This is a genomic window from Diaminobutyricimonas sp. LJ205 (assembly GCF_009755725.1).
Lineage (GTDB): Bacteria > Actinomycetota > Actinomycetes > Actinomycetales > Microbacteriaceae > Ruicaihuangia.
Genome location: NZ_CP046619.1, coordinates 1,222,970 through 1,248,318, shown reverse-complemented (window position 1 = coordinate 1,248,318; position 25,349 = coordinate 1,222,970). Strand labels below are relative to the sequence as shown.

Annotated in this window: 24 protein-coding genes; 9 read left to right on the top strand and 15 right to left on the bottom strand. The window is 67.7% G+C overall.

The features are described 5' to 3' along the window. Positions 1-205: 205 nt before the first annotated feature. Positions 206-1,675: an MDR family MFS transporter gene (locus GO591_RS05935; protein ID WP_157155973.1), complete on the top strand. Its 1,470-nt coding sequence runs from the start codon at positions 206-208 to the stop codon at positions 1,673-1,675. On the opposite strand, the gene GO591_RS05930 is transcribed toward GO591_RS05935, so the two are convergent. Further along, entirely contained in the window at positions 1,672-2,307 is a 636-nt protein-coding gene (locus tag GO591_RS05930; RefSeq protein WP_157155972.1) for a UdgX family uracil-DNA binding protein, read from the bottom strand. The genes GO591_RS05935 and GO591_RS05930 overlap by 4 nt on opposite strands. 62 nt (positions 2,308-2,369) lie before the next feature. Between GO591_RS05930 and GO591_RS05925 the strand changes: the two genes are divergently transcribed. Continuing rightward, entirely contained in the window at positions 2,370-2,663 is a 294-nt protein-coding gene (locus GO591_RS05925; RefSeq protein WP_157155971.1) for a DUF503 domain-containing protein, read from the top strand. Between the two features lie 19 nt (positions 2,664-2,682). Here GO591_RS05925 and GO591_RS05920 read toward each other — a convergent pair whose 3' ends face one another. Beyond that, positions 2,683-3,558 (bottom strand): hypothetical protein, encoded by an 876-nt coding sequence (locus GO591_RS05920; RefSeq protein WP_157155970.1) that lies wholly within the window; start codon positions 3,556-3,558, stop codon positions 2,683-2,685. Between GO591_RS05920 and GO591_RS05915 the strand changes: the two genes are divergently transcribed. Further along, positions 3,557-4,741 (top strand): NAD(P)-binding domain-containing protein, encoded by a 1,185-nt coding sequence (locus tag GO591_RS05915; RefSeq protein ID WP_157155969.1) that lies wholly within the window; start codon positions 3,557-3,559, stop codon positions 4,739-4,741. The two genes, GO591_RS05920 and GO591_RS05915, sit on opposite strands and share 2 nt — an antisense overlap. A 70-nt stretch (positions 4,742-4,811) precedes the next feature. Here GO591_RS05915 and GO591_RS05910 read toward each other — a convergent pair whose 3' ends face one another. Continuing rightward, a complete protein-coding gene (locus GO591_RS05910; protein WP_157155968.1) occupies positions 4,812-4,982 on the bottom strand; it encodes a hypothetical protein in 171 nt (56 codons plus the stop codon). Between the two features lie 100 nt (positions 4,983-5,082). Here GO591_RS05910 and GO591_RS05905 point away from each other — a divergent pair, with 100 nt between their 5' ends. Then, on the top strand, positions 5,083-6,225 hold the full coding sequence (locus GO591_RS05905; protein ID WP_157155967.1) for an alpha/beta hydrolase: 1,143 nt from the start codon (positions 5,083-5,085) through the stop codon (positions 6,223-6,225). A gap of 3 nt (positions 6,226-6,228) precedes the next feature. Here the strand turns inward: GO591_RS05905 and sufU are convergent, their stop codons facing one another. Then, positions 6,229-6,684: a Fe-S cluster assembly sulfur transfer protein SufU gene (gene sufU / locus GO591_RS05900; protein ID WP_157155966.1), complete on the bottom strand. Its 456-nt coding sequence runs from the start codon at positions 6,682-6,684 to the stop codon at positions 6,229-6,231. Then, the gene (locus tag GO591_RS05895) at positions 6,681-7,982 is read right to left on the bottom strand and encodes an aminotransferase class V-fold PLP-dependent enzyme (RefSeq protein WP_157155965.1); all 1,302 of its coding nucleotides are present in this window, start codon (positions 7,980-7,982) and stop codon (positions 6,681-6,683) included. The genes sufU and GO591_RS05895 overlap by 4 nt, the downstream gene beginning before the upstream one ends. A gap of 134 nt (positions 7,983-8,116) precedes the next feature. Here GO591_RS05895 and GO591_RS05890 point away from each other — a divergent pair, with 134 nt between their 5' ends. After that, a complete protein-coding gene (locus GO591_RS05890) occupies positions 8,117-9,169 on the top strand; it encodes an ATP-dependent DNA ligase (protein WP_157155964.1) in 1,053 nt (350 codons plus the stop codon). On the opposite strand, the gene GO591_RS05885 is transcribed toward GO591_RS05890, so the two are convergent. The 4 genes from GO591_RS05885 to ligD form a co-directional block, all read right to left on the bottom strand. Continuing rightward, positions 9,170-10,030: an ABC transporter permease gene (locus GO591_RS05885; protein WP_157155963.1), complete on the bottom strand. Its 861-nt coding sequence runs from the start codon at positions 10,028-10,030 to the stop codon at positions 9,170-9,172. 1 nt (position 10,031) lies between these two features. Continuing rightward, entirely contained in the window at positions 10,032-10,973 is a 942-nt protein-coding gene (locus GO591_RS05880) for an ABC transporter ATP-binding protein (protein ID WP_157155962.1), read from the bottom strand. Then, on the bottom strand, positions 10,970-12,019 hold the full coding sequence (locus GO591_RS05875) for a LolA family protein (protein WP_157155961.1): 1,050 nt from the start codon (positions 12,017-12,019) through the stop codon (positions 10,970-10,972). Before GO591_RS05875 ends, GO591_RS05880 begins: the two co-directional genes overlap by 4 nt. A 90-nt stretch (positions 12,020-12,109) precedes the next feature. Further along, entirely contained in the window at positions 12,110-13,120 is a 1,011-nt protein-coding gene (gene ligD / locus GO591_RS05870) for a non-homologous end-joining DNA ligase (protein WP_157155960.1), read from the bottom strand. Between the two features lie 112 nt (positions 13,121-13,232). Between ligD and GO591_RS05865 the strand changes: the two genes are divergently transcribed. From GO591_RS05865 to GO591_RS05855, 3 genes are all read left to right on the top strand, one after another. Then, on the top strand, positions 13,233-13,958 hold the full coding sequence (locus GO591_RS05865) for a histidine phosphatase family protein (RefSeq protein ID WP_347877698.1): 726 nt from the start codon (positions 13,233-13,235) through the stop codon (positions 13,956-13,958). Continuing rightward, positions 13,942-14,814 (top strand): NAD(P)H-hydrate dehydratase, encoded by an 873-nt coding sequence (locus GO591_RS05860; protein ID WP_157155958.1) that lies wholly within the window; start codon positions 13,942-13,944, stop codon positions 14,812-14,814. The genes GO591_RS05865 and GO591_RS05860 overlap by 17 nt, the downstream gene beginning before the upstream one ends. Positions 14,815-14,907: 93 nt before the next feature. After that, complete coding sequence (locus GO591_RS05855; protein ID WP_198295572.1) at positions 14,908-15,372, top strand: DUF4383 domain-containing protein; 465 nt, start codon at positions 14,908-14,910, stop codon at positions 15,370-15,372. Here the strand turns inward: GO591_RS05855 and GO591_RS05850 are convergent. Both GO591_RS05850 and GO591_RS05845 read right to left on the bottom strand, forming a co-directional pair. After that, positions 15,369-16,976 carry a bifunctional phosphatase PAP2/diacylglycerol kinase family protein gene (locus GO591_RS05850; RefSeq protein ID WP_157155957.1) on the bottom strand — a complete coding sequence of 536 codons (1,608 nt, stop codon included), beginning with the start codon at positions 16,974-16,976 and terminating at the stop codon, positions 15,369-15,371. The two genes, GO591_RS05855 and GO591_RS05850, sit on opposite strands and share 4 nt — an antisense overlap. Positions 16,977-16,982: 6 nt before the next feature. Further along, a complete protein-coding gene (locus GO591_RS05845) occupies positions 16,983-17,402 on the bottom strand; it encodes a VOC family protein (protein ID WP_157155956.1) in 420 nt (139 codons plus the stop codon). A gap of 123 nt (positions 17,403-17,525) precedes the next feature. Between GO591_RS05845 and GO591_RS05840 the strand changes: the two genes are divergently transcribed. Then, complete coding sequence (locus GO591_RS05840; protein ID WP_157155955.1) at positions 17,526-18,134, top strand: hypothetical protein; 609 nt, start codon at positions 17,526-17,528, stop codon at positions 18,132-18,134. On the opposite strand, the gene GO591_RS05835 is transcribed toward GO591_RS05840, so the two are convergent. From GO591_RS05835 to GO591_RS05820, 4 genes are all read right to left on the bottom strand, one after another. Further along, positions 18,042-19,595, bottom strand: a complete 1,554-nt coding sequence (locus GO591_RS05835; RefSeq protein WP_157155954.1) for a dynamin family protein — start codon at positions 19,593-19,595, stop codon at positions 18,042-18,044. The genes GO591_RS05840 and GO591_RS05835 overlap by 93 nt on opposite strands. Next, positions 19,592-21,430 (bottom strand): dynamin family protein, encoded by a 1,839-nt coding sequence (locus tag GO591_RS05830; protein WP_157155953.1) that lies wholly within the window; start codon positions 21,428-21,430, stop codon positions 19,592-19,594. Before GO591_RS05830 ends, GO591_RS05835 begins: the two co-directional genes overlap by 4 nt. A 97-nt stretch (positions 21,431-21,527) precedes the next feature. Next, the gene (locus GO591_RS05825; RefSeq protein WP_157155952.1) at positions 21,528-22,631 is read right to left on the bottom strand and encodes an IniB N-terminal domain-containing protein; all 1,104 of its coding nucleotides are present in this window, start codon (positions 22,629-22,631) and stop codon (positions 21,528-21,530) included. 150 nt (positions 22,632-22,781) lie between these two features. Beyond that, the gene (locus GO591_RS05820) at positions 22,782-25,346 is read right to left on the bottom strand and encodes a LuxR C-terminal-related transcriptional regulator (protein WP_232466289.1); all 2,565 of its coding nucleotides are present in this window, start codon (positions 25,344-25,346) and stop codon (positions 22,782-22,784) included. Positions 25,347-25,349 lie beyond the last annotated feature (3 nt).

The window sequence follows — 25,349 nt, the reverse complement described above, 5'->3', positions numbered from 1 at the left end:
CGCCCGGGTCGCTGCGGGAGCGGCCCGGGCGGTGTCTTCACACCTCCTCAACCGCTGATCGAGCTTGCCGAGATCTCGGCAGGCTCGATCAACGGATGGCGGGAAATAGCGGGAATCTTCTTCGTGTTATCGTCTCTCGTTCGCCTGCGCCGGATGTGTTCTTTTCCCGGCACCGCGTTCGTCGTCGACATCGAGAGGATTCCGCATGCCAGGCCGCACGCTCGCGCCAGAAAACACCCAGGGCACCGACCGGCTCGAACCGCGCACCAAGCTGGTGATTTCGCTGCTGTTGGTTTCCTCGTTCGTGGTGATCCTGAACGAGACGATCATGGGCGTGGCATTGCCGCGGCTGATGAAAGACCTCGACATCACGGCAAGCGCCGGGCAGTGGTTGACCACGGCGTTCATGCTCACGATGGCGGTCGTCATCCCGATCACCGGGTACCTGCTGAAGCGGTTCAACACCCGACCGGTATTCATGGCCGCGATGACGCTGTTCAGCGCCGGCACCCTGCTTGCTGCGCTCTCCCCCGGGTTCGGCACTCTGGTCCTGGCCCGCGTCATTCAAGCGAGTGGCACCGCCATCATGATGCCGCTGCTGATGACGACCGTGATGACCCTGGTGCCGCTGGCGAAGCGCGGCTCGACCATGGGCATGATCTCGATCGTGATCTCGGTTGCGCCTGCCCTCGGGCCGACAATCTCGGGCGTCATCCTGAGCGCGCTCGATTGGCGCTGGATGTTCTGGCTCGTGCTGCCGATCTCGATCGGATCGCTGCTGCTGGGCGCTGCCGGCATCAAGAACGTGACCACCCCGACCAGGCTTCCGATTGACGTGCTGTCGGTCATCCTGTCCGCCCTGGCCTTCGGCGGCCTGATCTACGGGCTGTCGAGCCTTGGCCAGGCAGCGGAGGGCGGCGCTTCGGTGCCGAGCTGGATTCCGCTGACAGTGGGCTCTGCCGCCCTCGTCGTGTTTGTGCTGCGCCAGCTGCGGCTGCAGCGCACGGATGCCGCGCTTCTCGACCTGCGGACGTTCACGTCATCCGGCTTCACCATCCCGATCGTGCTGATGGCGGTTGCCATGGTGGCGATGTTCGGCACGCTCATCCTGCTGCCGATCTACCTGCAGACGGTGCTCGGTTTGAAGCCCGTGGAGATCGGGCTGATGCTGCTGCCCGGCGGCCTGGTGATGGGCTTGCTCGGCCCAGTCGTGGGTCGCATTTACGATCGCCGTGGGCCGACAGTGCTCGTGGTGCCTGGCGCGGCCATCGTCAGCCTGGTGTTCTGGAGCATGACCCTCTTCACCACCACGACGCATTTCGGTTTCGTGCTCGCCGCGCACGTCGGATTGAGCGTCGGCCTGGCCCTGATGTTCACCCCGCTGTTCACCTCCGCGCTCGGAGCGGTGAAGCCCGAGCTGTACTCCCACGGCAGCGCGATCGTCGGCACCGTGCAGCAGGTCGCCGGCGCGGTGGGCACAGCCCTGTTCATCACCGTGATGGCGGCAGTATCCGCGTCTGCCAGCGCCGCAGGGGATGCTCCCGTGGCGGCACTGGCCGAGGGGATCCACGCGGCGTTCGTGTGCGGTGCGGTGATCTCGTTGCTGGCGCTCGCGGGCACCTTCCTGGTGCGGAAGCCGGCCGAACAGCCGATGCCTGCGGCCGTCGCCGGTTAGAGCGCCTGCCGGGCGACCGTCAGGTCGGCGACAAGTTCGGCGTAAGCATCCGCAAAACCGTCCTTACCCCGCAACCGGAGCACGGATGATGGGTGCGTGGTGATGAGCACGCGCCCCGTATCGCTGTCCTGGATGCGGCCGCGCTCGGCTCCGATCCGGACGGTGCGGCCGAGCACCGCCCGCCCGGCTGTTGCACCGAGACAGACGATCAGGCCCGGTGCGACGCCCCGGATCTCGGCAGCGAGCCATGGCCTGCATGCCTCAATGTGCACGGCGTCGGGTTTGTCGTGGATGCGCCGTTTACCGCGCGGCTCGACGTGATACCGAAAGTGCTTGACCGCGTTGGTGAGGTACAGGTCTTCCCGCCGGAACCCGACTTCGTCGACGGCTTCAGCCAGGAGCCGCCCGGCGGGTCCGACGAACGGCGTCCCCTCAAGGTCTTCGCGGTCTCCGGGTTGTTCTCCGACGAGCATGATCCGCGCCGCGTTCGTGCCCGCCGAGAAGACCACCTGGGTGGCGTCCCGCCACAGTTCGCAGCCACGGCAGGCAGGTGCTGCCTCCCGCAGCCGGGCGACGTCGTCGGTGTCGGGTACCCATTCTGCGGCGCCGGGCCGCTCTGGCTCGTTCGGCATCGGTACTCCTTTGTACTGGCGCTGCCCGTTCCAGCGTAAGCGCGGGCGTACACTTCGCAGGCATGTGGATCGGCTGGATTGAGTTCGACCTGCTGCTCGGCGACGTGCACTCGCTGAAGGAGAAACGCGCGATCATCCGCCCGCTGATCGCGGAGCTGCGCCGGCGCTTCCAGCTTGCGGTCGCGGAGGCCGGGCACCTTGACCTGCATCGGCGCAGCCTGGTCGGGGTGAGCGCGGTCTCAGCGGATCACGCTCATCTGGTCCTGGTGTTCGACGAGGTGGAGCGTTTCGTCGGCGGTCGCCAGGAGGTGCAGGTGCTCAGCGCGGGGCGCGGCTTCGCGCGGTCGGATGACTAGCGCGGTGAGGTGACTGCGGTCAACCCGCATCCGGCAGGTCGGCGACGGCCCGCTCAGCGTCCTGCAGGTCGCGCTGCGCAGCCCGCCGGTCTTTCTCCAGACCACGCAGGCTTCTCTCGAGGTCGGAAAGGGCATCCTCAAGGTCATCCAGTTGCTGCTGGAGGTCCTCGATTCCCTGTTCGAGCTCGCGGCGACGGGTGCGCCCGTCCTCGACCGAACGGGTCTTCTCATCGAGCGCGGTGCGTGCCGCCTCAACAGCGCGTTGCGCCCGCTCGCGCTGCTTCTGGGCACGCTCGGTGTCCCGCTTACTCGGGCGCTTCGGAACGGGTATGGTTTCAGCCGGCTGCTTCGGCTCCGCGTCCGGTTCCTCAGCCGCAAGGTCGATCGCGTCAGGTAGGGCGAGTGCGGCTGTGAGATCCGTGCCGGTCACGGCGGCCGGCAGCGCCTTGGTGAGCAAGCCGCTTCGGACAGCGGCGGCGGCCGCGGCATCCGTGGCAGCGGCCTGGAAGGTCTGCGTGACTTCCTCGAGCACGGCAGCGCTGGCGGGGCTGCCGAGCTCCGCGGCGACAGCGGATGCCTCCGCCGCAACCCGGCGGATGACCTCTTGCCGCACCCGGCTCAGACGGCGCATCTCGGGGCCGTCCAGACGCTGCTGCGCTCGTCGCAGGTCACGGCCGAGCCCGGTGACCTCGTCGACCAGCTGGGGCCGGTGGGCGACCAGCATGCTCACCAGCCAGGCGGCTGCGGTCGGCTTGCGCAACCGTCCGATCGCGGTGGCGAGCTCTTTGTCGCCGGCCGCCTTGGCCGCTTTCGACCGCTCGTCGCGCGCAGCCGTGAACTCCTCCAGACGGCCGGAATACACGGCAGCCGCGGCGGACTGCAGCTCGGATGCCATGCTCGGGAGCCTATTCCGGAAGATCCAGCCGCCCCAGCGCGTTGACCTCATCGTGACCGACACCCTGCTCCTGAACCACAATCCTGCTGAACGGGCCGGGGCGGTGACTCTGGCGGATGTCGTCGTGATCGGGGCGGGACAGGCGGGGCTGTCGGCGGCATACCATCTGCGGCGCAGCGGGTTCGAGCCGGTCACGCTCGAGGGCCGTGAACCCGAGCGCAGCTATGTCGTGCTTGACGCGGAGGATGGCCCCGGTGGGGCGTGGCGGCACCGGTGGCAGAGCCTGCGCATGGCAACCGTGAACGGCATCAGCGACCTGCCGGGTATCGCGAAGCCCGATGTCGACCCCGACGAGCCAAGCTCGCAGTTCCTGACGCGGTACTTCGGCGACTACGAACGAGAGCTCGAGCTCGGCGTCATCCGGCCGGTGACCGTCTCGGCGGTTCGGCGTGAGGACGCCGAACCCGACGGCCGGCTGCTCGTCGAGTCCTCCGCGGGCATGTTCTCGGCCCGCGCGGTGATCAACGCGACCGGCACCTGGACGAAGCCGTTCTGGCCCGTCTACCCCGGCCAATTCACCTTCCTCGGCCGGCAACTGCACACCAAGGAGTACGTCGCCGCCAGCGAGTTCGCCGGCGAGCACGTCGTCGTTGTCGGCGGTGGGATCTCAGCGGTGCAATTGCTCGATGAGATCTCTCGAGTGGCGACCACCACCTGGGTGACACGGCGCGAGCCGGTCTGGCGTGATGACGAGTTCGACAACAAGGCCGGCCATGACGCGGTCGCGCTCGTCGAAGAGCGGGTGCGCCAGGGGTTGCCGCCGCAGAGCGTCGTATCGGTCACCGGCCTCATCTGGACCCCAGCACTCAGGGCTGCCGCCGCGCGCGGCGTGCTCGAGCGGCATCCGATGTTCACCCGGATCGAACCGGACGGGGTGCGCATGGCCGACGGGTCATTCCAGCCCGCGAGTGTCATCCTCTGGGCGACCGGGTTCCGCGCTGCCCTGGATCACCTTGCCCCGCTGCACCTGCGAGCCCCGGGCGGTGGCATCGTGATGGATCGCACCCGGGTGGAGATCGAACCGCGAGTGCACCTGATCGGCTATGGACCGTCATCCTCCACAATCGGAGCGAACCGGGCAGGTCGGGCGGCGGTCAGCGAAATCATCAAGCGGCTGCGCTGAGGTCTCGGCAAGCTCGACCAGCGGGCTAGAAGCTCGAACAGCGGGCTAGAAGCTCGACCAGCCGGCTAGCTCAGGCCGCAGCGGCCCGCACCGCCGGTGACGCACCCAGCTCGGCGTCGACGCCGGCCCAGCCACAATCCCGGCACTCGGCAACCGCGACCGGCTCGTCGATGCCCGGCCAGAACGCGAGTCCGGCGCTGACGGTTTCGGTGCGGCATTCGGGGCAAGTCCTGATCTCCATGAGGCGAGAGTACGTCGCCCCACCGACACCGCCCGGATCCACCCCGGCGTGCCGGGACGGACGGGATTAGAATTTCGGGCACGAAGCACCGGAGGTCAACATGCCACTCGACCCGTTCTTCACTGAGCGCCTGCAGACCCATCGCCGCTACCTGTTCGGGCGAGCCGTCGACCGGATGAAGACCGTGTTTCGCTGGCCGTGGCGATTCGGGCGCCCCAGCTCAGACCGGGCCGAGGTCGCGGCAGCCGAGCTCGCGCAGACCTCAACCGGGGGCCTTGCGGCACCGCCTGCGGCCGATTTGGAGTTGCGGCGCGCTGGGCGCGAGCCCAGGCGCAAGCGTGCCCAGTTTCGTCGGGCTGCACTGAACTGGGACCGCAAGGAACTGCGCACGGTCGGCACCGCCGGCCCCGACCTGCACATCGTCGAGCACGAGGTGGCGGTGAATGGCTACCCGAGCGTGCGCGTGCGGATCTATTACCCCTTCGAACCAGCCGCCGCGGAGCGCGCCAGCCATTCCCGCCTGCCCGCGGTGCTGGCATTCTTCGGAGGCGGATTCCGGATCGGCGGCATCGACTATCCGACCACGGATGCCGCCTTCCGCCGACGCGCCGCCGAGGCACGCATCGCCGTCGTCGCTGTCGACTATGCACTCGCCCCGGAGCACCGGTTCCCGGTTCCCGTGGAGCAAGGACACGCCGCGCTCACCTGGTTATTCGATCAGGCCCTGACGCTGGGCATCGACCCGAGCCGGATCGGCATCGCCGGAATCTCCGCCGGAGGAAACATCGCCGCGGCCGTCACCCTGGTCAATCGTGACCGCGGCAATCTGCCGCTACGACTGCAAATGCTGGAAGTACCGGTTGTGGATCTCACCGGCGGACACATCGACTACGCACCGACCCGCGCCATGGGCATCCCCAGCGTGCTCGCCGCGCGAGAGTTGCGTTCGGTCGTCAAGACCTACTTGCGGGACCGCGCACACGCCAAGGATCCGCTTGCATCGCCACTGCGCGCCGAGTCGCATGCCGACTTGCCGCCGGCGTTCGTGCTGACGGCCGAGTATGACCCGCTGCGTGGCGACGGCGCCGCCTATGCGGCGGCGCTGCGCAATGCCGGTGTCGAGGCAAGCGCGGTGCAGTACCTCGGGGTCACGCACGATGTCGCTTACTTCACCCGGGTGCTGCCCGCCGCCAGGCGCTGGCACGACGACGTGATCGCGATCCTGTCCTCCCTGCACGAGTGACGACTAGTGGCCGTCGTTCGCCCTGACCTGGGCGATGGCATGTTCCGCGGCCACCCAGGCGAGCATCGCGCACTTCACCCTGGCCACATAGCGCGACACCCCGCCGAGCACTGCCGCGTCGCCAAGCAGCGCCTCGTCGGGTTCGATCGTGCCCCGGGAGCGCAGCGCCGTGCGGAACACTTCGATCCGCTCCTGCAGCCCGGCAAGGGTCTGCCCGTCGGCCATCTCGGCGAATAGCGAAGCGGAGGCCTGCGAGATGGCGCAGCCGTGACCTTCCCAGTGCACCGCGGTGACGGCATCCGTCCCCTCTTCGACGTGCAGCGCCAGGGTGACCTCGTCACCGCAGGTCGGGTTGACCTGGTGCGACTGCGCGGCGGCGCCCTCGGTCAGCCCGTAACCGTGCGGGTGCCGCGAGTGGTCGAGGATGAGCTCTTGGTAGAGCTCCTTGAGATCGCTCATGGGATCGGTCCGAAGAAGCGGATCGCGTCGGCGACCCCGGTGAGCAACTGGTCGATCTCGTCGTCGGTGGTGTACAGGTAGGCGCTGGCGCGGGTCGACGAGGTCACGCCGAGCCGTCGGTGCAGCGGCTGGGCGCAGTGGTGACCGACCCGGACGGCAATGCCCTGCTCGTCCAGGAACTGTCCGACATCGTGCGAATGGATGCCTCGGACATCGAAGCTCGCCAAGCCGACCCGGTCCTGCCCGGCAGCGGGGCCGAGCAGCCGGACGCCGGGGATCTCCGACAGCCCCTCGGCCAACCGGGCGCCGAGCCGCGCCTCATGCGCGGCGATGCGGTCCATGCCGACGCCGTCAAGATAGTCGATCGCGGCGGCCAGGGCGATCGCCTGTGACACCTTCTGCGTGCCCGCCTCGAACCGCTGCGGGGCAGGCAGGTAGTCGGCGCCCTCCATGGTGACCGTGGTGATCATCGATCCACCGGTGAGGAAGGGTGGCAACGCGTTCAGCAGGTCGCGGCGGCCGTAGAGCACGCCGATCCCGGTCGGCCCGAGCATCTTGTGCCCCGAGAACGCCGCGAAGTCCACACCGAGGGCGGCAACATCCAGGGGCAGGTGCGGGGCCGACTGGCAGGCATCGAGCACCGTGAGCGCGCCGACCGCCTGGGCGCGGCCAACCAGCTCAGCGACCGGGGTGACCGACCCGAGCACGTTGGAGACGTGGGTGAAGGCGAGCAGCCGGGTGCGTTCGGTGATCACGTCGAGGGCGTCCATGCGCAGGGCGCCGTCATCATCGATCGGGATGAATCGAAGCGTCGCCCCGGTGCGCCGAGCGAGTTCCTGCCACGGGATCAGGTTCGCGTGGTGATCCAGTTCGGTGACGACGATCTCATCGCCCGGCCCGAACCGGAAGGCGGCGGCCGCGTCGCCGCCACGTCCGAGGCTGGCGTTGGAGATCCCGTAGGCGATCAGGTTCAGTGCCTCGGTGGCGTTCGCGGTCCACACCACTTCGTCGTCGGCTGCGCCGATGAACCGCGCGACCCGCGCGCGGGCGTTCTCGAAGGACTCGGTCGCCAGCGCGGCCAGCGTGTGCGCCCCACGGTGAACCGCGGAGTTGTGCTGCTCGTAGAACTCCCGCTCCGCGTCGAGCACCGACAGCGGCTTCTGCGCGGTCGCCCCGGAGTCGAGGTACACCAGAGGAGCATCGTTCACGGTAGTGCGGAGGATTGGGAAGTCTTGCCGGATGCCGGCGATGTCGGAGTCGCTGAGCGGCTGAACTCCTGCCTGGGTGGTGGTGGTCATCGAACGGTGAACCTGCTTTCGAGTGCGCGTCACGATAGCGAACCGGAGAACGCGCCGGTGCATTCCACTCTGCCATCGCCGCAGGTGATGTTACGTACTGGTGCTGGGAGGACGGGAAGGGCAGGATCGAACCCATGCAGCCTCCTGTCAGCGCGCAGATCGTGCCCATGCTCGCCAAAGCGGTCACCGCGATCCCCGAATCGGACAGCGCCGAGGGTGGTCTCGGCTACGAGCCCAAGTGGGACGGTTTCCGCGGCATCGTCGTTTTCGATGGCGACACCGTTGAGATCGGGAGCCGTGGCTCCAAGATGCTCACCCGGTACTTCCCCGAACTGACCGACGCGCTCGCCCGGCTGCTGCCTGAGCCGTGTGTGCTCGACGGAGAGATAGTGGTTCCCACGGGTGAGCCGGGCGCGCAGCGCCTGGATTGGGAGGCGCTGTCGCAGCGCATCCACCCCGCGGACAGCCGGGTGCGGAAACTGGCCGAGGAAACCCCGGCGATGTTCGTCGCCTTCGACCTGCTGGCCCGTGGCGGCGAATCGCTGCTCGCCGTCCCCTTCGCCGAGCGACGCAGCCAGCTCGAGGCGCTGACGGCTGGGATCGGCGATCCGCTGCATCTCACTCAGCTGACCCAGGATCCGGAGCTCGCCAGGCGGTGGCTGGTCGAATTCGAGGGGGCAGGTCTTGACGGTGTGGTGGCGAAACCGATGACGGCGCCCTACTCCCCCGGCAAGCGCACCATGCTGAAGATCAAGCACAAGCGCACCGCGGATGTCGTGCTGCTCGGCTATCGGGTGCACACCAGCGGCCAGGGCGTCGGGTCACTGCTCCTCGGCCTGTACGACGCCGACGGCACACTCCGTAATGTCGGCGGCGCGTCGGCGTTCAGCGACAAGCGCCGGCTGGAACTCATCGACAAGTTGGAGCCGCTGGTCAGCCGTGACGACAGTGGCGTGGCACTCACCGGCGCCACCGACCGCAGCCGGTTCTCGTCGGCGAAGGATGTCTCGTTCGTGCGCCTTGAGCCGAGCCGGGTGCTTGAAGTGCGCTACGACCAGATGGAGGGCGCGCGATTCCGGCACACCGTGCAGTTCGAGCGCTGGCGTCCCGATCGCGATCCGACCTCGTGCACTTTCGAACAGCTTGAGACGCCGGTCGCGTACGACCTCAGCCGAGTGCTTGCCTGATCAGGACAGCACGTCCTTGGTCGTGAACCGGCCGTAGGCGAGCGCGCCGAACACGATCAGGTAACCCAGCTGCAGCAGGGCGTTGTCCCCGAACGACTGCCAGGAGATCGGGTCGCGCAGCAGGTCGGCGAAACCGAACCAATAGTGACTGAACAACCACTGGTGCAGCCATTCCAACTGTGGCAGCGAGCCGAGGATCTGCGACACCACGGCCACGCCGACGGTGGTGGCCATCGCCCCCACCGGGATGACGGTCATGGTCGAGATGAACAGGCCGATCGCTGACAGGCCCAGCAGCGAGACGGTGATGTAGAGGACGATCAACGCCAGCCGCGCGAGCGCTTCGCCGAATTCGACCGTCTCACCGGAGAGCAACGTCACCGGGCCGACCGGGAACAGGGCGAGGCCCATCAGGATGCCGCTGATCGCGACGATCAGCGGGGCGGTCAGGCAGAAGACAGCCGCACCGAGGTACTTCACGATCAACAGCCACAGCCGGCCGGCGGGCGCGGTGAGCAGGTAGCGAAGCGTGCCGAGGTTTGCCTCACCGGCGATCGTGTCTCCGGCGACGACGCCGATCGTCAACGGCAGGAACAGTGGCACCGCCACGATCATCGCGGTGAGGGCCACGAACATGCCGTTCTCGGTGATCTGGTCGAGGAACGCCGGTCCCCGACCCTCGGGCGGCCCAGAGGTCAGCCGCACCGCGATCGCGATCAGCACCGGGATGGCGGCGAGCGCCGCCATCATCGCCCAGGTGCGCAGGCGGCGGTAGAGCAGTGAGATCTCGGATGCCACCAGCCGCCAGCCGCTCGAGGGCTTCACCGTTCGCTCGGTTGCGGCGGTGTCGCTGGCTGTCATCTCACTGGACAACTTCGAACCCCTCTCCCGTGAGTTCGACGAAACGGTCCTCGAGGCTGGCTCCGCTCAGGGTGAAGCCGCGGACGCGCACTCCTCGCGCAACCAGTGCCGAGACGATCCGTTCAGGCGGGATCGGCTGCTGTTGCGGCAGGATCGCGCGCACCTGCTCACCGTCCGATGGCTCGGGACTGAGCCCCAGCTCAGCGAGCACGGTGCGCGCCGTCTCGACATCCGGCGTCTGTACTAGGACCTGCCCGGTGCCCACGCTCCGCAACTCGTCGAGGGTGCCCTGGCCGACCAGGCGACCGGCCGACAGGATCGCTGCGTGCGTGCAGACTTGCTCCACCTCGGACAGCAGGTGGCTGGACACGAACACCGTGGTTCCCTTGTCGGCGAGCGAGCGCACCAGGTTCCGCACCTCCCGGGTTCCTTGCGGGTCCAATCCGTTCGTCGGCTCATCGAGGATGAGCAGCTCGCGTGGGGCCAGCAGGGCCGCCGCAATACCGAGCCGCTGTTTCATGCCGAGCGAGTAGGCGCGCACCTTCTTGGTTGCCGCGTGACCGAGCCCCACGACCTCGAGCGCTTCGTGCACGCGCTGCTTGCGGGTCCGTGCAGGCGCATACCGGTCGGCGGAGTCCAGCCGTTCGAGGTTCGCCACCCCGGACAGGAACGGGTAGAACGCCGGCCCCTCCACGAGCGCTCCCACCTGCGGCAGCACTCGGGGCAGCGCCTTCGGCAGGTCCTGGTCGAGTACTCGCATCCGGCCTTCGGATGCGGCGGCGAGGCCGAGCAGCATCCGAATCGTGGTGGTCTTGCCCGAGCCGTTCGGGCCGAGGAAGCCGAACACCGAGCCGCTCGGCACCGCGAGGTCGAGGTCGGTGACGACGCTGCGGTGGCCGAAGCGTTTGCTGAGCCCGTGCGTCTCGATCGCGAGGCCTGTCACCGCGCGGCGACCGCCGCCTGCAGCGTGGTCGCGGGGACTGCCCCGGCGAACACGCGTCCATCATCGGTCACCAGCACGCTGAACAGTGCCGTGCTGAACAGTCGACCGCCGTCCACGACCTGGGTGACCTGCGCCAGCAGCGGTGAGGCCAACGCCTCAGCGGGCAGCGCGCCGGCGGGCAGTTCCACAACGGTGGCCCAATCCGATCCGGTGACGAGCGGCAGCGGGTGATCGGCCGCCGAATGCCCACCGGCACTGAGCTTCGCGGCGATCTCCTCGGCGCTGAGTTCTTCGACGGTCGCGCCAGCCGGCGGCGTGTAGGCGAACGTGTCGGCGGTCGGGGTCTCAAAGCTCACGCTCGAGAAGGCCACGGCGAGCGCGGGTTCAGCTTGTCCGGTGGCGTGCACGGCGAAGCTGAGCGGGAAACCGGTCTCGGAGTCCAGTGCGACCACCACAGAGTCGACCAGGGTGTCGTCGGTACGTGGGGTGAGGACGAGCTGGTAGGCGGTACGGCCCGCGACTCGGGTGTCATCCCCTGCCGTCACTGCCGTGCTGGAATCCAGATCGGCGAGGAGACGGTCTGCCAGTTCATTGGGGGTGAGCGTCGGCCCGGGCGAGGGCTCGGGGAGACCGCCCGCGGGCAGGGTCACATGCGTCACCTCCTCCTCTTCGGAGGAGTACAGCCAGAGCTCGCTGCCGTTCTTGACTGCGCCACGCTCGGCGAGGGTATCGAGCAGCTGCACGCGGCCGCGTTCCGGCGCATCCACCCATACTCGGGCGGTGTGCGAGCTGGTGAGGAACTCAAGGGCGTCCGCGGCATCCGCGAATCCGCGCTCATCGGGCAGTTCGGGCAACCCCATCTCCGACGACTGCTCGACCGTTCCCGAGAACGCCTGCACGCTGCTGCCCGCGGCGAGTTCAATCAGTTCCGCCGGCGTCTTGTCCGGCAGGTCGACATTGGGTGCGGCGGTCGCGGCGACGGTGCCTACCGCGATCACGGCGACAGCCGCAGCGGCGGGTGCCCAGCGCGTCCAGAGTGCAGTCATGATGAGGCCTCTTCTCCCTGTGCCGACACTACGCTTCGCACGGCTCTGGCGCAGTAGGAGACGCCTGCAAGGTCGGTGTGAGGGCGGGCCTCAGTCCGGTTTTTTGGCCCGACTCGGCTGCACGCGGGGTGGTTCGCCCGGCATCTTCGGGTAGTCCGGCGGGAACGGCAGTTCCCCGAGTCCGTCGGCGAGGTCGCGCTCCCACCAGCCGAGCAGCGTGTCGATGCTGCCCGGCGTTGCCCCGAACTCGGCCCACGGGTCGCCGCTGGTCCGGAGCCGCTCGGGGACGGTGAGGATGGTGAACTGCCTGGGATCGGTGCTCTCCAGTTCGTCCCACTCGATCGGACAGGACACCGGCGCGTGCGGCAATGCTCGCGGGCTGTAGGCGCCCGCCATGGTGCGGTCACGGTTCGCCTGGTTGAAGTCGACGAAGACGCGCTCGCCGCGTTCCTCCTTCCACCATGCGGTGGTCACCTTGTCCGGCATCCGTCGCTCCAGCTCGCGGGCCGCCGCGATCACGGCGTGCCGGACATCCAGGAACTCATGCGTCGCGTCGATCGGAGCGAACACGTGTAGTCCACGGTTGCCGGAAGTCTTGATGAACGGCTCCAGGCCCGCCTCCTGCAGCACCTTCCTCAGTTCCAGCGCTGCGGGAATGGCGTCGTCGAAGTCGGTGCCCGGTTGCGGGTCCAGATCGACCCGGAACTGGTCGGGGTAATCGGATGTCTCGGCGCGCGAGGGCCACGGGTGGAACACGATCGTGTTCATCTGCACCGCCCACACTGCTGCGGCGGGCTCGTCGATCACCAGCTGCGGGTGCGAGCGGGCGCTGGGATAGACCACCTTCACCGATCGGATGAAGTCCGGCGCACCCTTCGGCGGGTTCTTCGAGAAGAACTGCTCACCATCGACTCCCTCGGGGAACCGTTGCAGCGACAACGGTCGGTCGCCGTTGGCTGCGACGAAGGCGTCACCCACCTCGACCAGGTAGCGGGCCAGGTCGAGCTTGGTCAACCCGAGCTCTGGCCACAACACGCGGTTCGGGCTTGAGATCCGGACTTCCCGCTCGCCCACCGGGAGCATCACCGCGTCGCTGGCCATGCGGTCAGGCTACGCGAGCCGGACGTGACCGGGGAAGGGTCACCCGTGGCACGGGCGTCGTTTGGCGGGGATGAGGCGCGGGCGTACGGTCGGTCGGGTGGGAGCTATTGCCTTGACCTTGATCCGCCACGGTGAGAGCACCGCGAATGTCGCGGCCTCCGCTGCCGAGTTGGCGCGCGCCGAAGAGATCGACGTTCCCCTGAGGGACGCCGACGTGCCGCTCAGCCAGATCGGCGCCGACCAGGCCGCCGCAGTCGGCCGGTGGTTGCAGGGCCTGGACGACGACCAGTTCCCCGACTCGATCTGGTGCTCACCGTATCTGCGGGCCGCGGATACGGCGCGGCTGCTCGCCGCCGGCCAGCGGGCACAACTGCCGGTGCGCGTGGATGAGAGACTCCGCGACCGGGAGCTCGGCATCATTGACGCCCTGACCACCGTGGGTGTCGAGGCACGACTGCCCGTCGAAGCCGCGCGCAGGCGCCGACTCGGGAAGTTCTACTATCGTCCGCCTGGCGGTGAATCATGGGCCGACGTTGTGCTCCGGCTGCGGTCCATGTTGATCGACCTTGACCGGCTCGAGTCCGGTCGGCGGGTGCTGATCGTCTCCCACGATGCCGTGCTCACCCTGATCCGGTACATCTGCGAGCACCTCACCGAGGCTCAGGTGCTGGAACTGGCCAGCACCACACCCCTGCTCAATGCGTCGATCAGCCGGCTGGTCCGGCACGAAGCGGATGGTCCGTGGACTCTCGACCTGTACAACCGCGTCGACCATCTCGAAGCGCTCGGCGCCGAAGTGACCGTGCACACGGGGACCCGCGATGCCTTCCCGCAGTGAGGCGCTGACGCCGAACATCCTGCGCAACTGGGAGTTGCCGAGCGGGGCGGGGTCCAAGAACGATCGTGGGCGCATCCTGATCATCGGCGGCGCTCGGCGGTCGCCAGGTGCAGCCATGCTGGCCGGGCTCGCTGCCCTGCGGGTCGGCGCCGGGAGGCTGACCATCGCCGTGGCTGAATCAGTCGCCGCACAGGTCGCGGTCGCCGTTCCCGAATCGGGAGTGATTTCCCTCGAGCAGACGGCGACCGGCGCGGTCCGTGGGCGAACGAATGACCTGCTTCGGGAGGAGTTCGAGCGCGCCGACGCAGTCGTGATCGGCCCCGGACTCGATGACGCCGATGAGGCGCGGCTGCTCCTGACGGCACTCGCGCCCGAAATCGGCGCTTCGACGCCGGTGCTGCTGGACGCCTACGCGCTGGGTGTGCTCCCGGATGTCACCGCAGCCACAGCGCCGTGGCGGGGGCGGCTCGTCCTCACCCCGAATGACGCGGAAATGGCACGGCTTCTCGGCCGTGATGTGGACGATCGAGAGGACGACATCCGGGCGATCTCGGAGCAGTACGCGGCAGTGACAAGCGCCTTCGGGCTGGTCGCGACGCCTGACGGAGCGCTCTGGCAGCAGGGTTCCGGCCAGGCGGGGCTTGGCACCTCGGGCAGCGGTGACGTGCTGGCCGGCGCGATCGGCGGATTGCTCGCGCGGGGCGCCACCGCCGAGCAGGCGGCCTGCTGGGGAACGCACCTGCACGCGACGGCTGGCGATCGACTCGCCGCCCGGATCGGACCGACCGGATTCCTGGCCCGAGAACTGGTGGATGCACTGCCGCTCGTCCTGGCGGAACTCGGCCAGCGGGCCTGAGTGCGAGGGGTTTTCAGCGGGACCGCAGCGGCGTACCCTCGGCAAACACAGGGCAACTGCACACGCCCTTCCCAGTTAGTGAGGAAGCGTGAAATGTCAAACGTATCTGCGAACCGGACGGGGATGACAGCTACTCCTGTCCAGACCGCCAGCCTGATTGTTGGAATCGTGTTCCTGCTGGTCGGCATCCTCGGATTCATTCCGGGAGTGACCACCAACTACGAGACGATGATGTTCGCCGGCCACGAATCGGAAGCGCTCCTGCTTGGAGTGTTCCAGGTGTCGATCCTCCACAACATCGTGCACCTGCTGTTCGGGATCGCCGGGGTCGCCTTCGCGCGTACCGCTCCTGGCGCCCGCAACTTCCTGATCTGGGGCGGCGTCGTCTACCTGGTGCTCTGGCTGTACGGACTGTTCGTGGCGGGCGAGAACCCGGCGAACTTCGTGCCGATGAACACCGCGGACAACTGGCTGCACCTGGTGCTCGGCATCGTGATGATCGCGCTGGGGTTCCTGCTCACCCGGAACCGCACCGCGAGTACCCGAACCGCACCCTAAAGCGGACGGTCAGGCTCCGGGCGGTCGGCGCCGAGTGGGCTGTATACGGACAGCGCTCTCGGCGCGACCCGCACGGTGAACCTGTGCGCGACCTCCACGGCCGCGTGTTCGACTTCGCCGTCGTGCGCGAACACCGCAGGGCTGCCTTCGCCCGCCGGGACTTCAAGGGTCACGGCATCGGTGACGAACCGTTCGATCACGCTGGAGCCTGGCAGCAGCCATCGAAGGATGCGGCTGGTGCGACGTCCGAACGCCAGCGACAGCGCAGCGCCGTCACGGCGTCCGGCGTGCAGGATGCGCACATCAAGAACGTTTCCACCCAGGCGTAGTCGCTGAAGCGGCGCGACGGTCGCCGGGCTGTTCCGGCTGACCCCGACATACAGGGACCACACCCGGACCCTCCGGCCATTCAGCAGCACCGTGACCGGATCCACTGTTCGCAGCACGCGACCGGCGGCGACGACGCCACCCAGCCATTTCCCGAAGCGCGGCTCGAGCTTCTCGCGCTCGGCGACGAAATCGGGATAGACGCCCAGGGACACCGTGTTGAGCACGGTCACCGGCTCACGGTCCCCGCGGCTGAGGGTCCCGACATCCACCCGCAGCCCCGTGCCGGCCGCCAGGGCGTCGATGCCGTGCTGAACGGATTCGAGTCCTGCCGTGCGGGCGAAGTGGTTGAAGGTGCCGCCGGGCAACACCAGCAGCGGGACATCCGCCGCCTGGGCGACCCCGGCCACGGTTGCCACCGTGCCATCTCCCCCGCAGACGCCGATCACCCGCGGCGGGTCTTCCCCGGTGAGGGCGGCCCGCACGATCGCGGCGAGATCCTCGCCCTCGGCAGAGCGGTGCAGCCGGGCGGCCGGCAGGGCACGCTCGAGCACGGTCGCCGGGTCCGGCCCGAGGGTGCCGCCTGAGGCCGGGTTGACGACGATGAACACGCCTGCGCCGTCAGCGGAGGCAGGCAGCGCTGTCGGTGTACCGCCTCGCGGAGCCGATTCGGGCGCGGGTGGCTGCGGGGATGGCACCAACCACCGGCCGACGAGGGCCACCCCGGCGCCGATGGCGAAGCCACCGATGACGTCCGAGAGCCAGTGCGCTCCGGTGTGCAACCGTGAGTAGGCGACCGCCAGCGCCGCGGGCGCGACGGCGGCCCCCGCGCGTGGTGATTCGAGAGCGACCCCGGTGGCGAAGGCGGCTGCGCTCGCCGAATGGCCGGACGGGAATGATGCGGAGGTCGGATGCCGCTTGAGCCGCCTCCCGACCGGGATGTCCTTCAGCAGCGGCCGATCGCCACCGAACACGCGCTTGCCGACCAAGTTGGCGAGCGCGCTGGCGACGACGATGGACGCGCTGCCCCGGACCGCTGCCCGGCGATTGCCGAGCACGAACAGCCCCGCCGCGATGGAAAGCCAGAGCACGCTGCGGTTCGCCGAATGGGAGAGCCTGGCGTAGCCGCGGTCAACGAGCGGGTGCGTGCGCCGATTCCGCACCCGGTGGGCGGCGGCCCTGTCGATCGTCCGCACCCAGGCCGGGAGTACCTGCCGTCGACGAACGGCTACGACCGGGTGCCGGACGGCGCTGGGGTGGCTGGGCGTCGTCGGCATCCGCTGTTACGCCTGCGGCTGTCCGGAGATGTTGACCAGCCAGTTCACGCCATAACGGTCAACCAGCATGCCGAAGGTGTCGCCCCACTCGGCGGCGGTCAGCGGCATGGTCACTTGCCCTCCATCGCTCAACTTGTCCCAGTAGCGGCGCAGCTCCGCCTCATCATCACCGCTCAGCGAGAGGGCGAAGTTCGTGCCATTGACCAATTCCATGTTGTTCGGGGTGTCGGCAGCCATCAGCACCAGGCCGTTGTCGGTGGTCAGCTGGGCGTGCATGATCTTGTCCTGCTCGGACGGGTCTTCGCTGGCCTGATACTCGCCGAAGGTGCTGGTGTCCAGCTCGCCTCCGAATACGGACTGATAGAAGGTCATCACCTCTTTGGTGTTGTCGCGGAAGTTCAGGTACGCGTTGAGCTGGGTGGCCATCATCTTTCCTCACGTCTTCGTTGTCGGTCGTCCGGCCATTGTGGGCCTGATGCGCGTCAATCGGGAGGGTGGGAATCCAGTCGCGGGCTTCCTGGAGGCCGGGTTGGGGTTACATTACGAGGTATGTCTCCAGAGTCGGAAACAGACAATCTGGCGGAGCGTCCGGATGGACCCGGCGCCCCGCCCGCGCGGCCGCCGCGGCCCCGGATGTCGAACCTGACGCCCGCTCCCGTGCCGAAGACGGTGCCGCCGACTGTCACGATTCTTGTCTCGCGGTACCTGTGGTGGGCCAGTTTCGTCGCGGGCATGGGGGTGCTGCTGTTCGCCTTCCTGGCACGGAACACGCAGGTGGAGTGGCTGACCGGGGTGGTCGAGGATGTCCAACCGGGTCAGGATGCCGGAACGCTGAAGAACGTGGCCACGTTCCTGTTCTGGGCGACTCTCGTGGCGGTCAGCGTGGTGGTCCTGGTGGAGGGCATCCTGGTTCGCCGGATGATGCGAAGGCACGGGGCGGTTCGGTGGGCGATCTTCTTTCTGCTGTTGGTGCACACCGCCGTCGCCGTGCTTGCGGATGCGTTCCTGGTCACTTCGGAGCAGGAGGGACTGTACCTGCGCATCCTGCTGGCGGCTCAGCTCCTGCTAGCGGTTGCGGCTTTCCTCACCAGCCTCATGCCGGGTGCCTGGGGCTGGTTCCGGGCTGATCGGAACGGTGACGGTCACCAACGGACTTGACCGGGTCTCGGCCAGGATCGCCTCGCAGCTGCGTTCCACGACCTGGCACACCTTCGCACCAGCCCGGTCGATGAGCGGGCTGTAGGCCAGGGCCCGCCAGTGGTGCACCTGCGCGAGTGCTTCCGACCGCACTTCCTCGACCGAGGCATCCGGCGCCAGACCAAGCCGTTCGGCGGCCGACACTCCCCGCCCGCCGACCAGGCGTTCCGCGTCATCCGCGAGGTCACGAGCCAGCGGCAGCCCGGTCGTACGGGCGACAGCCAACACCTGCAGTTCGCGGTACTCGTGGGCTCCCGCGAAGATGCGCTCGATCTCGGCGGCAAGGGCGTCCGTGCCCGGGTGCGGGCGCTCCCGGATGAGTTTCTGCACGCCGATGAGAGCTGCCCTAGCCTTCAGCTGCTCGGCCCGGGCCTGGAACAGTCCGCTCAGTTGGCGGGTGAGTTCGCCGAGGCCGCTGCGCCTGGCCAACTCGTGGGCGAGTTCGGTGGGTTCGGTGAACCCATTGCGAATCAGCGAGGATGCCATCCGGATTCCGAACATGCCGAAACGGCTGAGCAGCGTCGCCCTCACCTCGGGGCTGAGGGTAACGTCCGTGGCTCGGGTGAATCGGTCGGTCGAGATCATCAGCCGCTCCCGCTCGTCGCGATCGAGGGCAGCCACTTCGGCGAGCGCGTTGAACTCGGATTGGCGCAGGGTTCGGGCGCTTTGCGCCAGCAAGCCCGCCATCGGCAGCACCCCGAGCACGAGTTCCCGCAGCGAGTCGTCTCGGCGGTAACGCTCGGCGATGTCGCGGGCGGAGATGAGCGAGTCGATCCGGCCGGCTCCGATCTCGTCGGCTCGCGAGAGCACCCCGATGGCGTTCACAGTGCCGGAGTCGCCGGCAACGGCATCGCGGAAGGATGTCAGGAAGCCGAGGTCGGCCGAGTGCAGGTGACGCATGACGTAGACGATGGCGTCAGCCTCGGAGGCGGTGTCCTCGGGGGTGAGGAAGTCGGTGGTGCGCGCCGAGACGTCCTCGGACAGTGAGGCGATGCCCGGGGTGTCGATGAGGGTGAGCCCGCGGAGGCTCTGCACCGGCCAGTCGACGACCAGGCGCTTGACGTCCTCGGCTTTCGTCTGCCCGATATCGAAGCTGAGCCGGCCGTCGACGCGTTTGACGGGCAGGCCGCGCGGTTCGCCGACGGTCGGGAACAACGTGACCCGCGGCGTCTCGCTGTAGCGGTACCAGGTGACGATCTTGGTGCACTCCCCTGTGTCTGAGGGTGCGATCTCCTCACCGATGATCGCGTTCAGCAGCGTCGACTTGCCTGCCTTGACCATTCCGGCGATCGCGACCCGCAACGGCTGGGTCAACCGCTCGGCGAAAGCGTTGAGCCTGGTGCGCGCCGTCGGGTCGTCGCGGTAGACCTCGAGGGCGTCGGCGACAAGCCCGGCAACCTGGATCGGCGTCGCAGTCGTCATGATGCCGCCTTCTGCGGCGTGGTCTTCTCGGTGGCGGCGGTGTCGACCTGCTCGGCACGCTTGCGGAGGTCGCTGACCCTGGCGAGTTCCTCGCGGATCGCCTTCATTCGGTGTTCCCGCTCCAGGGTGAACGAGGTCGCCGCTTTCTGCGCGGCTAGCACCGAATCGTTGAGCGAGCGCACGTGCTCCTCAGCGATCTCGGTGAAGTGGTCCCGGGTTGCACGCTGCACGAGGCGGAGCCTGTCCTTGAGCTGCTTGCCCACCTGGAAGATGACATCGTCGATGTGGCTGCGGATCAGGTTTTTGGCTTCAGACTGCCTGCGCTTGAGCCTGGTCTCGCGCTCGTCGCGGTAGGCCTTGCCACCGAGGAGCACACCGGCACCGATGGAGATCGGGTTGATCAGTGACATCCCGATGATCCCAGTCAGCAGGCCGAACATCAGCACGCCGCCGTACGACCCGCGCATACCGATGAAGACCTTTTGCATCGGCCCCAGCCGGCCGGAGTCCAGTTCAGAAACGGGCTCGACAGGTTCGAGTACCTCGTCGGTGCTGTCGACCCGGAACATCGGCAGCGGGCGCTCTTCACCCGTGAAGTGCTCGGACACCTGCTGGGACAGCCACTGGGAGCGTTCGTTGGTCCACACGAACGTGTCAGACACGGCGGACGCGACGCGTTCCTCGAGCCAGGCGACCAGTTCGTCCCAGATCGGTCCGGGGTCGGCCGCATCGATCGCGGCATCCGCATCCCGCTGGATGCTGCGCATCCGGTCGCGCAGGTCATACTCCATGTCGGCGATCAGGTCGCTGACGCCGTCGTTGAGGGTCACCTGCCATCTCGCGGACCTGCGGCGCAAGTCGTCAGCACGTTCCCTCGCGGCCTGCAGTTCGGCGAGCATCTGCGGAGTGTTCTCGGGGTCGGTCAACGCACTCAGCTCCGTTTGGAGCGACAGCCGCAGGTGGTCCGTGACCGAGGTCAGATCGTGGGCGACCGAGCGGCGCTGCAGCAGAGCGGATTGGGCGAGGACGTGTTGCCGAAGGTAGGCAACCAGTGCAGGGAACCCTGATTCGGTGTTGAGTTCGGCGTCTTCCAGCCGGCCGGCGAGCAGACGCATCTCGGAGGAGATCGCGAACAGCGGAATGTTCGGATCCACCTTGTCGAGGTGGCCGCGGTCCAGTTCGGCGACGCGACGCCAGTCGGGATACAGGTCGGTCTTGGTGAGCACGCATGCGACGTTCGGCGACACCCGCAGTGCGTGCCGGAGGAATTGGATCTCGGGTCCCGTGTACTCCTGGGAGGCATCCGAGACCAGCAACATCGCCTCAGCGGTCGGCAGCGCGGTGAGGGTGGCCAGCGAATGAGTGGAGTCCACCCCGCCCATACCCGGAGAGTCGACTAACGAGAGTCCACCGCCCAGGACCTTGCGAGGGATGAACACCTCGGCGGCGACCAGACGCTGCTGGTTCCCCGGGTTTCCACTTTCGGCGACGTGCGCGGCAAGGGCATCGATCGAGACGTTGCGCCTGACGAGGGTCTGTTCCCCGTCCGCCGCCCCGGCTTGGGGCGCGATCAGCACGGCGGATGGCTTGTCGCCGTACCGGACGACGGTGGGAACCGAGGTGGCGACATCGTCATCGACCGGACATACCGGGGCTCCGACGAGGGCATTGATGAGTTGGCTTTTGCCTTGCTTGAATTCACCGACAACCATCACGCGCGTGCTCGGGTCGAGCAGTCGACGCCGGGTCTGTTCGAGCCGACGGCCCAGGTCTGGGCGTTCCCCGGTCTTGGCGAGCTCAATGCCCCGCTCCACCAGTCTCACCAAGTCGCTCATTGACGTCTCCTTCGGGGCTTTTCAGTTGCGCGCAGCGACCCAGCAGGAAGAAGCTTCCTGCTGGGCCCGCTGTTCGGGTTGTAGTGTTCTGTTTTTACTAGCCGGCGGGGTGAGCCTCCGGAGCTGCTTCGACCTCGACGTCGTTCACGACGACGGAGTCTTCGATCTCGTTGAACGAGTCCTCGTTGAACGAGTCGTCGACCTCGACCTCGACGTCCTCCACATGGATCGAGTTGTCCTCGTTGAAGGAGTCCTCGACGTCGACGTCGACGTCCACGTCCGTCTCCTCGTTGAAGGAGTCCTCGATGGTCGTCGACTCGTCGTTGAACGAGTCTTCGATGTCAACGTCGACCTCAGTCGTCTCCTCGTTGAAGGAGTCCTCGATGTCAACGTCAGTGGAGTTGTCGTTGAACGAGTCCTCGATGGTGACATCCTCGATGTCGACATCCAGGTCGACGGAGTTGTCGGTCGAGTTGTCGGTCGAGTTGTCGACGGAGTTGTCGGAGTTGTCGTTGAACGAGTCTTCGATCTCGACATCCGGGTTGAACGAGTCCTCGATGGTTACGTCCCCGACGGTGACCGAGTTGTCGGAGTTGTCCGAGTTGTCGGAGTTGTCGTTGAACGAATCCGTGACGGTGACCGAGTTGTCTTCCGAGTTGTCAACCGAGTTGTCGGTCGAGTTGTCGACATCGATGTCCGAGTCGACGGCCGCGATCGCGTGGTCGCCGGAAGCGATGATCGAGTCGTTGTCGAACCACTGGTTGACGTCACCCTTCGCCCAGATGCTCTGGTGCACCGACTGGTCGACGTTGGTGTCGTTCGTGTACGAGTAGTTGTTCACGACGTGCGAGATCTGCTGAACCGCGTGTCCGTGGTCGTCCCAGTCCTTGTCGTGGTCGTGGTCGTGGTCACGGTCCTTGTGATCGTGGTCACGGTCCTTGTGATCGTGGTCGCGATCCTTGTGATCGTGGTCACGGTCCTTGTGGTCGTGGTCCTTGTCCTTGTCGTCCTTGTCGTGTTCGCGAACGCGCGCGGAGTCGAGCACGACCGGCATGACGGCGTCCACATCGTCCGAGCAGACGTCTGCGAGGCCGGCGTCGTCGAGGGCCTTCTCGGGGTCTGCGCGGTACGCAGCGGCTGCATCCGGGTTCTTCAACAGGTTCATCAAGAACTCGAGCAGCGCGGTGGTGATTGTGGTCATGGGTAGATCCTTCGTTGGATGTGTGGTTTCGGGTCGGGCCGGCGGTGGTGCTTTCGGCTTGATACGACCGTACGAAGGCTCTGGGCGCGGGTCATCGGGGATGTAACCCCTAACTCGCGCCGGGGGGTGGGGGGTTTGCTTCGGGGCCGGTTAGGGGCCATGGGGGGCTTCCCCGTCCGGCCCGAGCGCGATTCGCAACTGGTCGAGCAGCTCGCCGCGGGAAGTCGCGCCAAGCCGTTGCCGCATCCGGGCGATGTGGTGCTCGACCGTGCGCGGTGAGATGAACATCGCCTCGCCGATCTCCCAGTACGTCTTGCCCTCGAGGACCAGCCTGGCGACTTCTCGTTCCCGGGCGCTCAACACCGACGCATCCCGAACCTGCGAGCGGCCCGGAGCCGACGCCGTCGGCGTTTCGTCGGTTGGCGTGCGTGGGTGCAGGTCGCGCGCGCAGGCGAGGAGCCGGGCCATGTCCTTGCGGTCATCCGCCCGGGCTGCGGCGTGGCCGGCGAGCCGTGAACCGTCCCAGGTGAAACCCACTGAAGCCAGTGCACGCGCCGAGGTTTCGACCGCACTGACGTCGACCTTGCCAGCCAGGACCGACACCCATTGCTTGCCAGCGGAAGCGAGCACGGCCGCCATCGGGCTGTGCGCCTTGGCGTGCGCGAGTGACGCCGCGTGCGGGGCGAGGTCAGCAGGGCGTTCGGTAAGGATCGCGGACTGGATAGCGGACCAGTGCAGTGGGAGCGCCCAGAGCGGGGGGTCTCCGAGCCGATCGAGCAGCATCCACGCCTCGGCGAGCGCTGCTTCGATTCGATGCACTTCGCCCAGCCGGCTGCCTGCGATGAGCAATTCCCCCAGCGGCAGCAGACTGTAGAGATCCACGGCGACGTGCAGGATGCTTTCGCGTGCGCGCTGCCACGCCCACACCATGCCGGGAACGTCGTCCGCCCGCCTGGCCAGACCCACTTCGAGCGCACGCAACCACAACTCATCACGCGGCGTGAGCTGTTGTTGCGATTCGGTGGCCTGGCGGATGCATTGCGCGGCGAGATCGGTGCGGTCGGCCATCATCGCGGCCCACGCTTTCAGCAGCAGGAATCGTCCTCGCGCGGCGGGTCCACACTGGCCGCGTTCGATCGCGGCATCCAGCACCGAGTCGGCGATGCTCAGGTCGCCGGTGTTGAGCGCCACCAGGGCGGCCAAGGCTGCGGGGAACTCGGGCATCGCTGCGGTCGCACCCGAAGCGGTCATCATGTCGGAGGCTCGAACGAGGGCGGGCAGCGCGTCGTGCGCACTCTCATCGATGGAGTGCAGCAGCCCCTGGCCCATCAGCGTGGAAGCGACGGTGAGCACCGAAACCGATCCGGCCGGCGCGGTCGCGGCGAGCATCCGATCGGCACCGTCGCGGTCGCCCGTGCCGATCATGGCGACCGCCGCGAGAGCCGCGGACTCACCGACCTGTTCGACGCCCAACCATCGGTAGATCTCGGCGCTGCGAGCCAGCATGCCCCGCTGGGCCCAGACTGCCGCGGCGACGTCGACCCCTCGGGTCAGGTCGGGGGCATCCTCGTGGTGAAGCAGGTCATCGACGATCCGGGCGGCGCCGTCCAGGTCACCGATCGAAGATGCCGCCTGGGCCCGGCGCGCGGCCGTGGCCAGCTCGTCACCACCCGCAGCGGTGGCTTCGTCGTAGAGGGTGGAGGCGAGCGTCGGCTGGGTGGGCAGCACACGATCGGCGGCGTGTTCGAGGGCGTTTGCGATCCGGGCGTCTTTGAGCCCGCCGAGCGCGAGCACTCGGGCGACCTCGTCGAGCGGCCGCCCATCGGCGATGCACACGTCCACCAGGGCGCGCTGCAGCGAGTGCACGCGGTAGACCGGCGTTGTTTGAAGCAGTGCGCCACGGATGAGCGGCACGATCCGACCATCGGAAAGCACGAACCCAGCGGCGCGGGCCCTGGCGATCAGTCCGTCGAGGTCAACGCCGTCCAGGTGTGGAGGAAGCCGGCCGGCGAGGTCGAATCCGACGGCGAGGGCGAGCAGGAGTTCGTGCAGTTCTTCGTCGACGCCCGTGAGCTCCAAGCCAAGCTGTTCCTTGATACTTCGCAACACTGCCGCGTCGATCACGACTCGTCGACCGTCTTCGCGCGTGGCGCGCATCACGGCGTGCACCAGCCAGGGCACGCCGCCGGTAAGTTCGGAGACTTTGTCGACGAATGGATTCGGGGCGAGGCCCGCTGCGGCGGTGATGTGGGCCGCAATGTCCGCGCGAAGTAACGGGCCGAGCACCACGGGGAGGTGGTGGCGGCTCAGATCGCTCGCGAGGCGCTTGAGCAGTGGCGGGTTGGGCCACAGTCCGTAGGCGACAACCAGGTTGAGCTGGGGCTGGCCCACCAGGCCGCGGATGCGGGCAAGAGTCTGGTCGGGCAGTTCGTGAGCGTCGTCGACGAGCACGGCCGTGCGTTCCCGGGCCACCGGGTCCCACTCCTCGCCGGCTCGGTCAAGATCGACGAGTTCGCGGCGCACCGAGACCCCGAGCGAACGGTACTGGTCGGCCAGATCGTCCAGGAGCGCGCTCTTACCGGACCCGGCAACTCCGGACACCCCAGTGAGCAGCCTCTCGCCGGGCGCGGCGGCAACTTCGGCTAGCAGGGACGCTGCGACCGTGCCGCGGATGCCGCAGCCTGACTCGGCGCTCGAGCATCCGAGGTTCAGCACGCT

Coding starts and splice junctions, on each gene's coding strand:
- GO591_RS05935 (WP_157155973.1), top strand. CDS start 206: ATGCCAGGCCGCACGCTCGCGCCAGAAAACACCCAGGGCACCGACCGG.
- GO591_RS05930 (WP_157155972.1), bottom strand. CDS start 2,307: ATGCCGAACGAGCCAGAGCGGCCCGGCGCCGCAGAATGGGTACCCGAC.
- GO591_RS05925 (WP_157155971.1), top strand. CDS start 2,370: ATGTGGATCGGCTGGATTGAGTTCGACCTGCTGCTCGGCGACGTGCAC.
- GO591_RS05915 (WP_157155969.1), top strand. CDS start 3,557: ATGCTCGGGAGCCTATTCCGGAAGATCCAGCCGCCCCAGCGCGTTGAC.
- GO591_RS05920 (WP_157155970.1), bottom strand. CDS start 3,558: ATGGCATCCGAGCTGCAGTCCGCCGCGGCTGCCGTGTATTCCGGCCGT.
- GO591_RS05910 (WP_157155968.1), bottom strand. CDS start 4,982: ATGGAGATCAGGACTTGCCCCGAATGCCGCACCGAAACCGTCAGCGCC.
- GO591_RS05905 (WP_157155967.1), top strand. CDS start 5,083: ATGCCACTCGACCCGTTCTTCACTGAGCGCCTGCAGACCCATCGCCGC.
- sufU (WP_157155966.1), bottom strand. CDS start 6,684: ATGAGCGATCTCAAGGAGCTCTACCAAGAGCTCATCCTCGACCACTCG.
- GO591_RS05895 (WP_157155965.1), bottom strand. CDS start 7,982: ATGACCACCACCACCCAGGCAGGAGTTCAGCCGCTCAGCGACTCCGAC.
- GO591_RS05890 (WP_157155964.1), top strand. CDS start 8,117: ATGCAGCCTCCTGTCAGCGCGCAGATCGTGCCCATGCTCGCCAAAGCG.
- GO591_RS05885 (WP_157155963.1), bottom strand. CDS start 10,030: ATGACAGCCAGCGACACCGCCGCAACCGAGCGAACGGTGAAGCCCTCG.
- GO591_RS05875 (WP_157155961.1), bottom strand. CDS start 12,019: ATGACTGCACTCTGGACGCGCTGGGCACCCGCCGCTGCGGCTGTCGCC.
- ligD (WP_157155960.1), bottom strand. CDS start 13,120: ATGGCCAGCGACGCGGTGATGCTCCCGGTGGGCGAGCGGGAAGTCCGG.
- GO591_RS05860 (WP_157155958.1), top strand. CDS start 13,942: ATGCCTTCCCGCAGTGAGGCGCTGACGCCGAACATCCTGCGCAACTGG.
- GO591_RS05855 (WP_198295572.1), top strand. CDS start 14,908: ATGTCAAACGTATCTGCGAACCGGACGGGGATGACAGCTACTCCTGTC.
- GO591_RS05850 (WP_157155957.1), bottom strand. CDS start 16,976: ATGCCGACGACGCCCAGCCACCCCAGCGCCGTCCGGCACCCGGTCGTA.
- GO591_RS05845 (WP_157155956.1), bottom strand. CDS start 17,402: ATGGCCACCCAGCTCAACGCGTACCTGAACTTCCGCGACAACACCAAA.
- GO591_RS05840 (WP_157155955.1), top strand. CDS start 17,526: ATGTCTCCAGAGTCGGAAACAGACAATCTGGCGGAGCGTCCGGATGGA.
- GO591_RS05835 (WP_157155954.1), bottom strand. CDS start 19,595: ATGACGACTGCGACGCCGATCCAGGTTGCCGGGCTTGTCGCCGACGCC.
- GO591_RS05830 (WP_157155953.1), bottom strand. CDS start 21,430: ATGAGCGACTTGGTGAGACTGGTGGAGCGGGGCATTGAGCTCGCCAAG.
- GO591_RS05825 (WP_157155952.1), bottom strand. CDS start 22,631: ATGACCACAATCACCACCGCGCTGCTCGAGTTCTTGATGAACCTGTTG.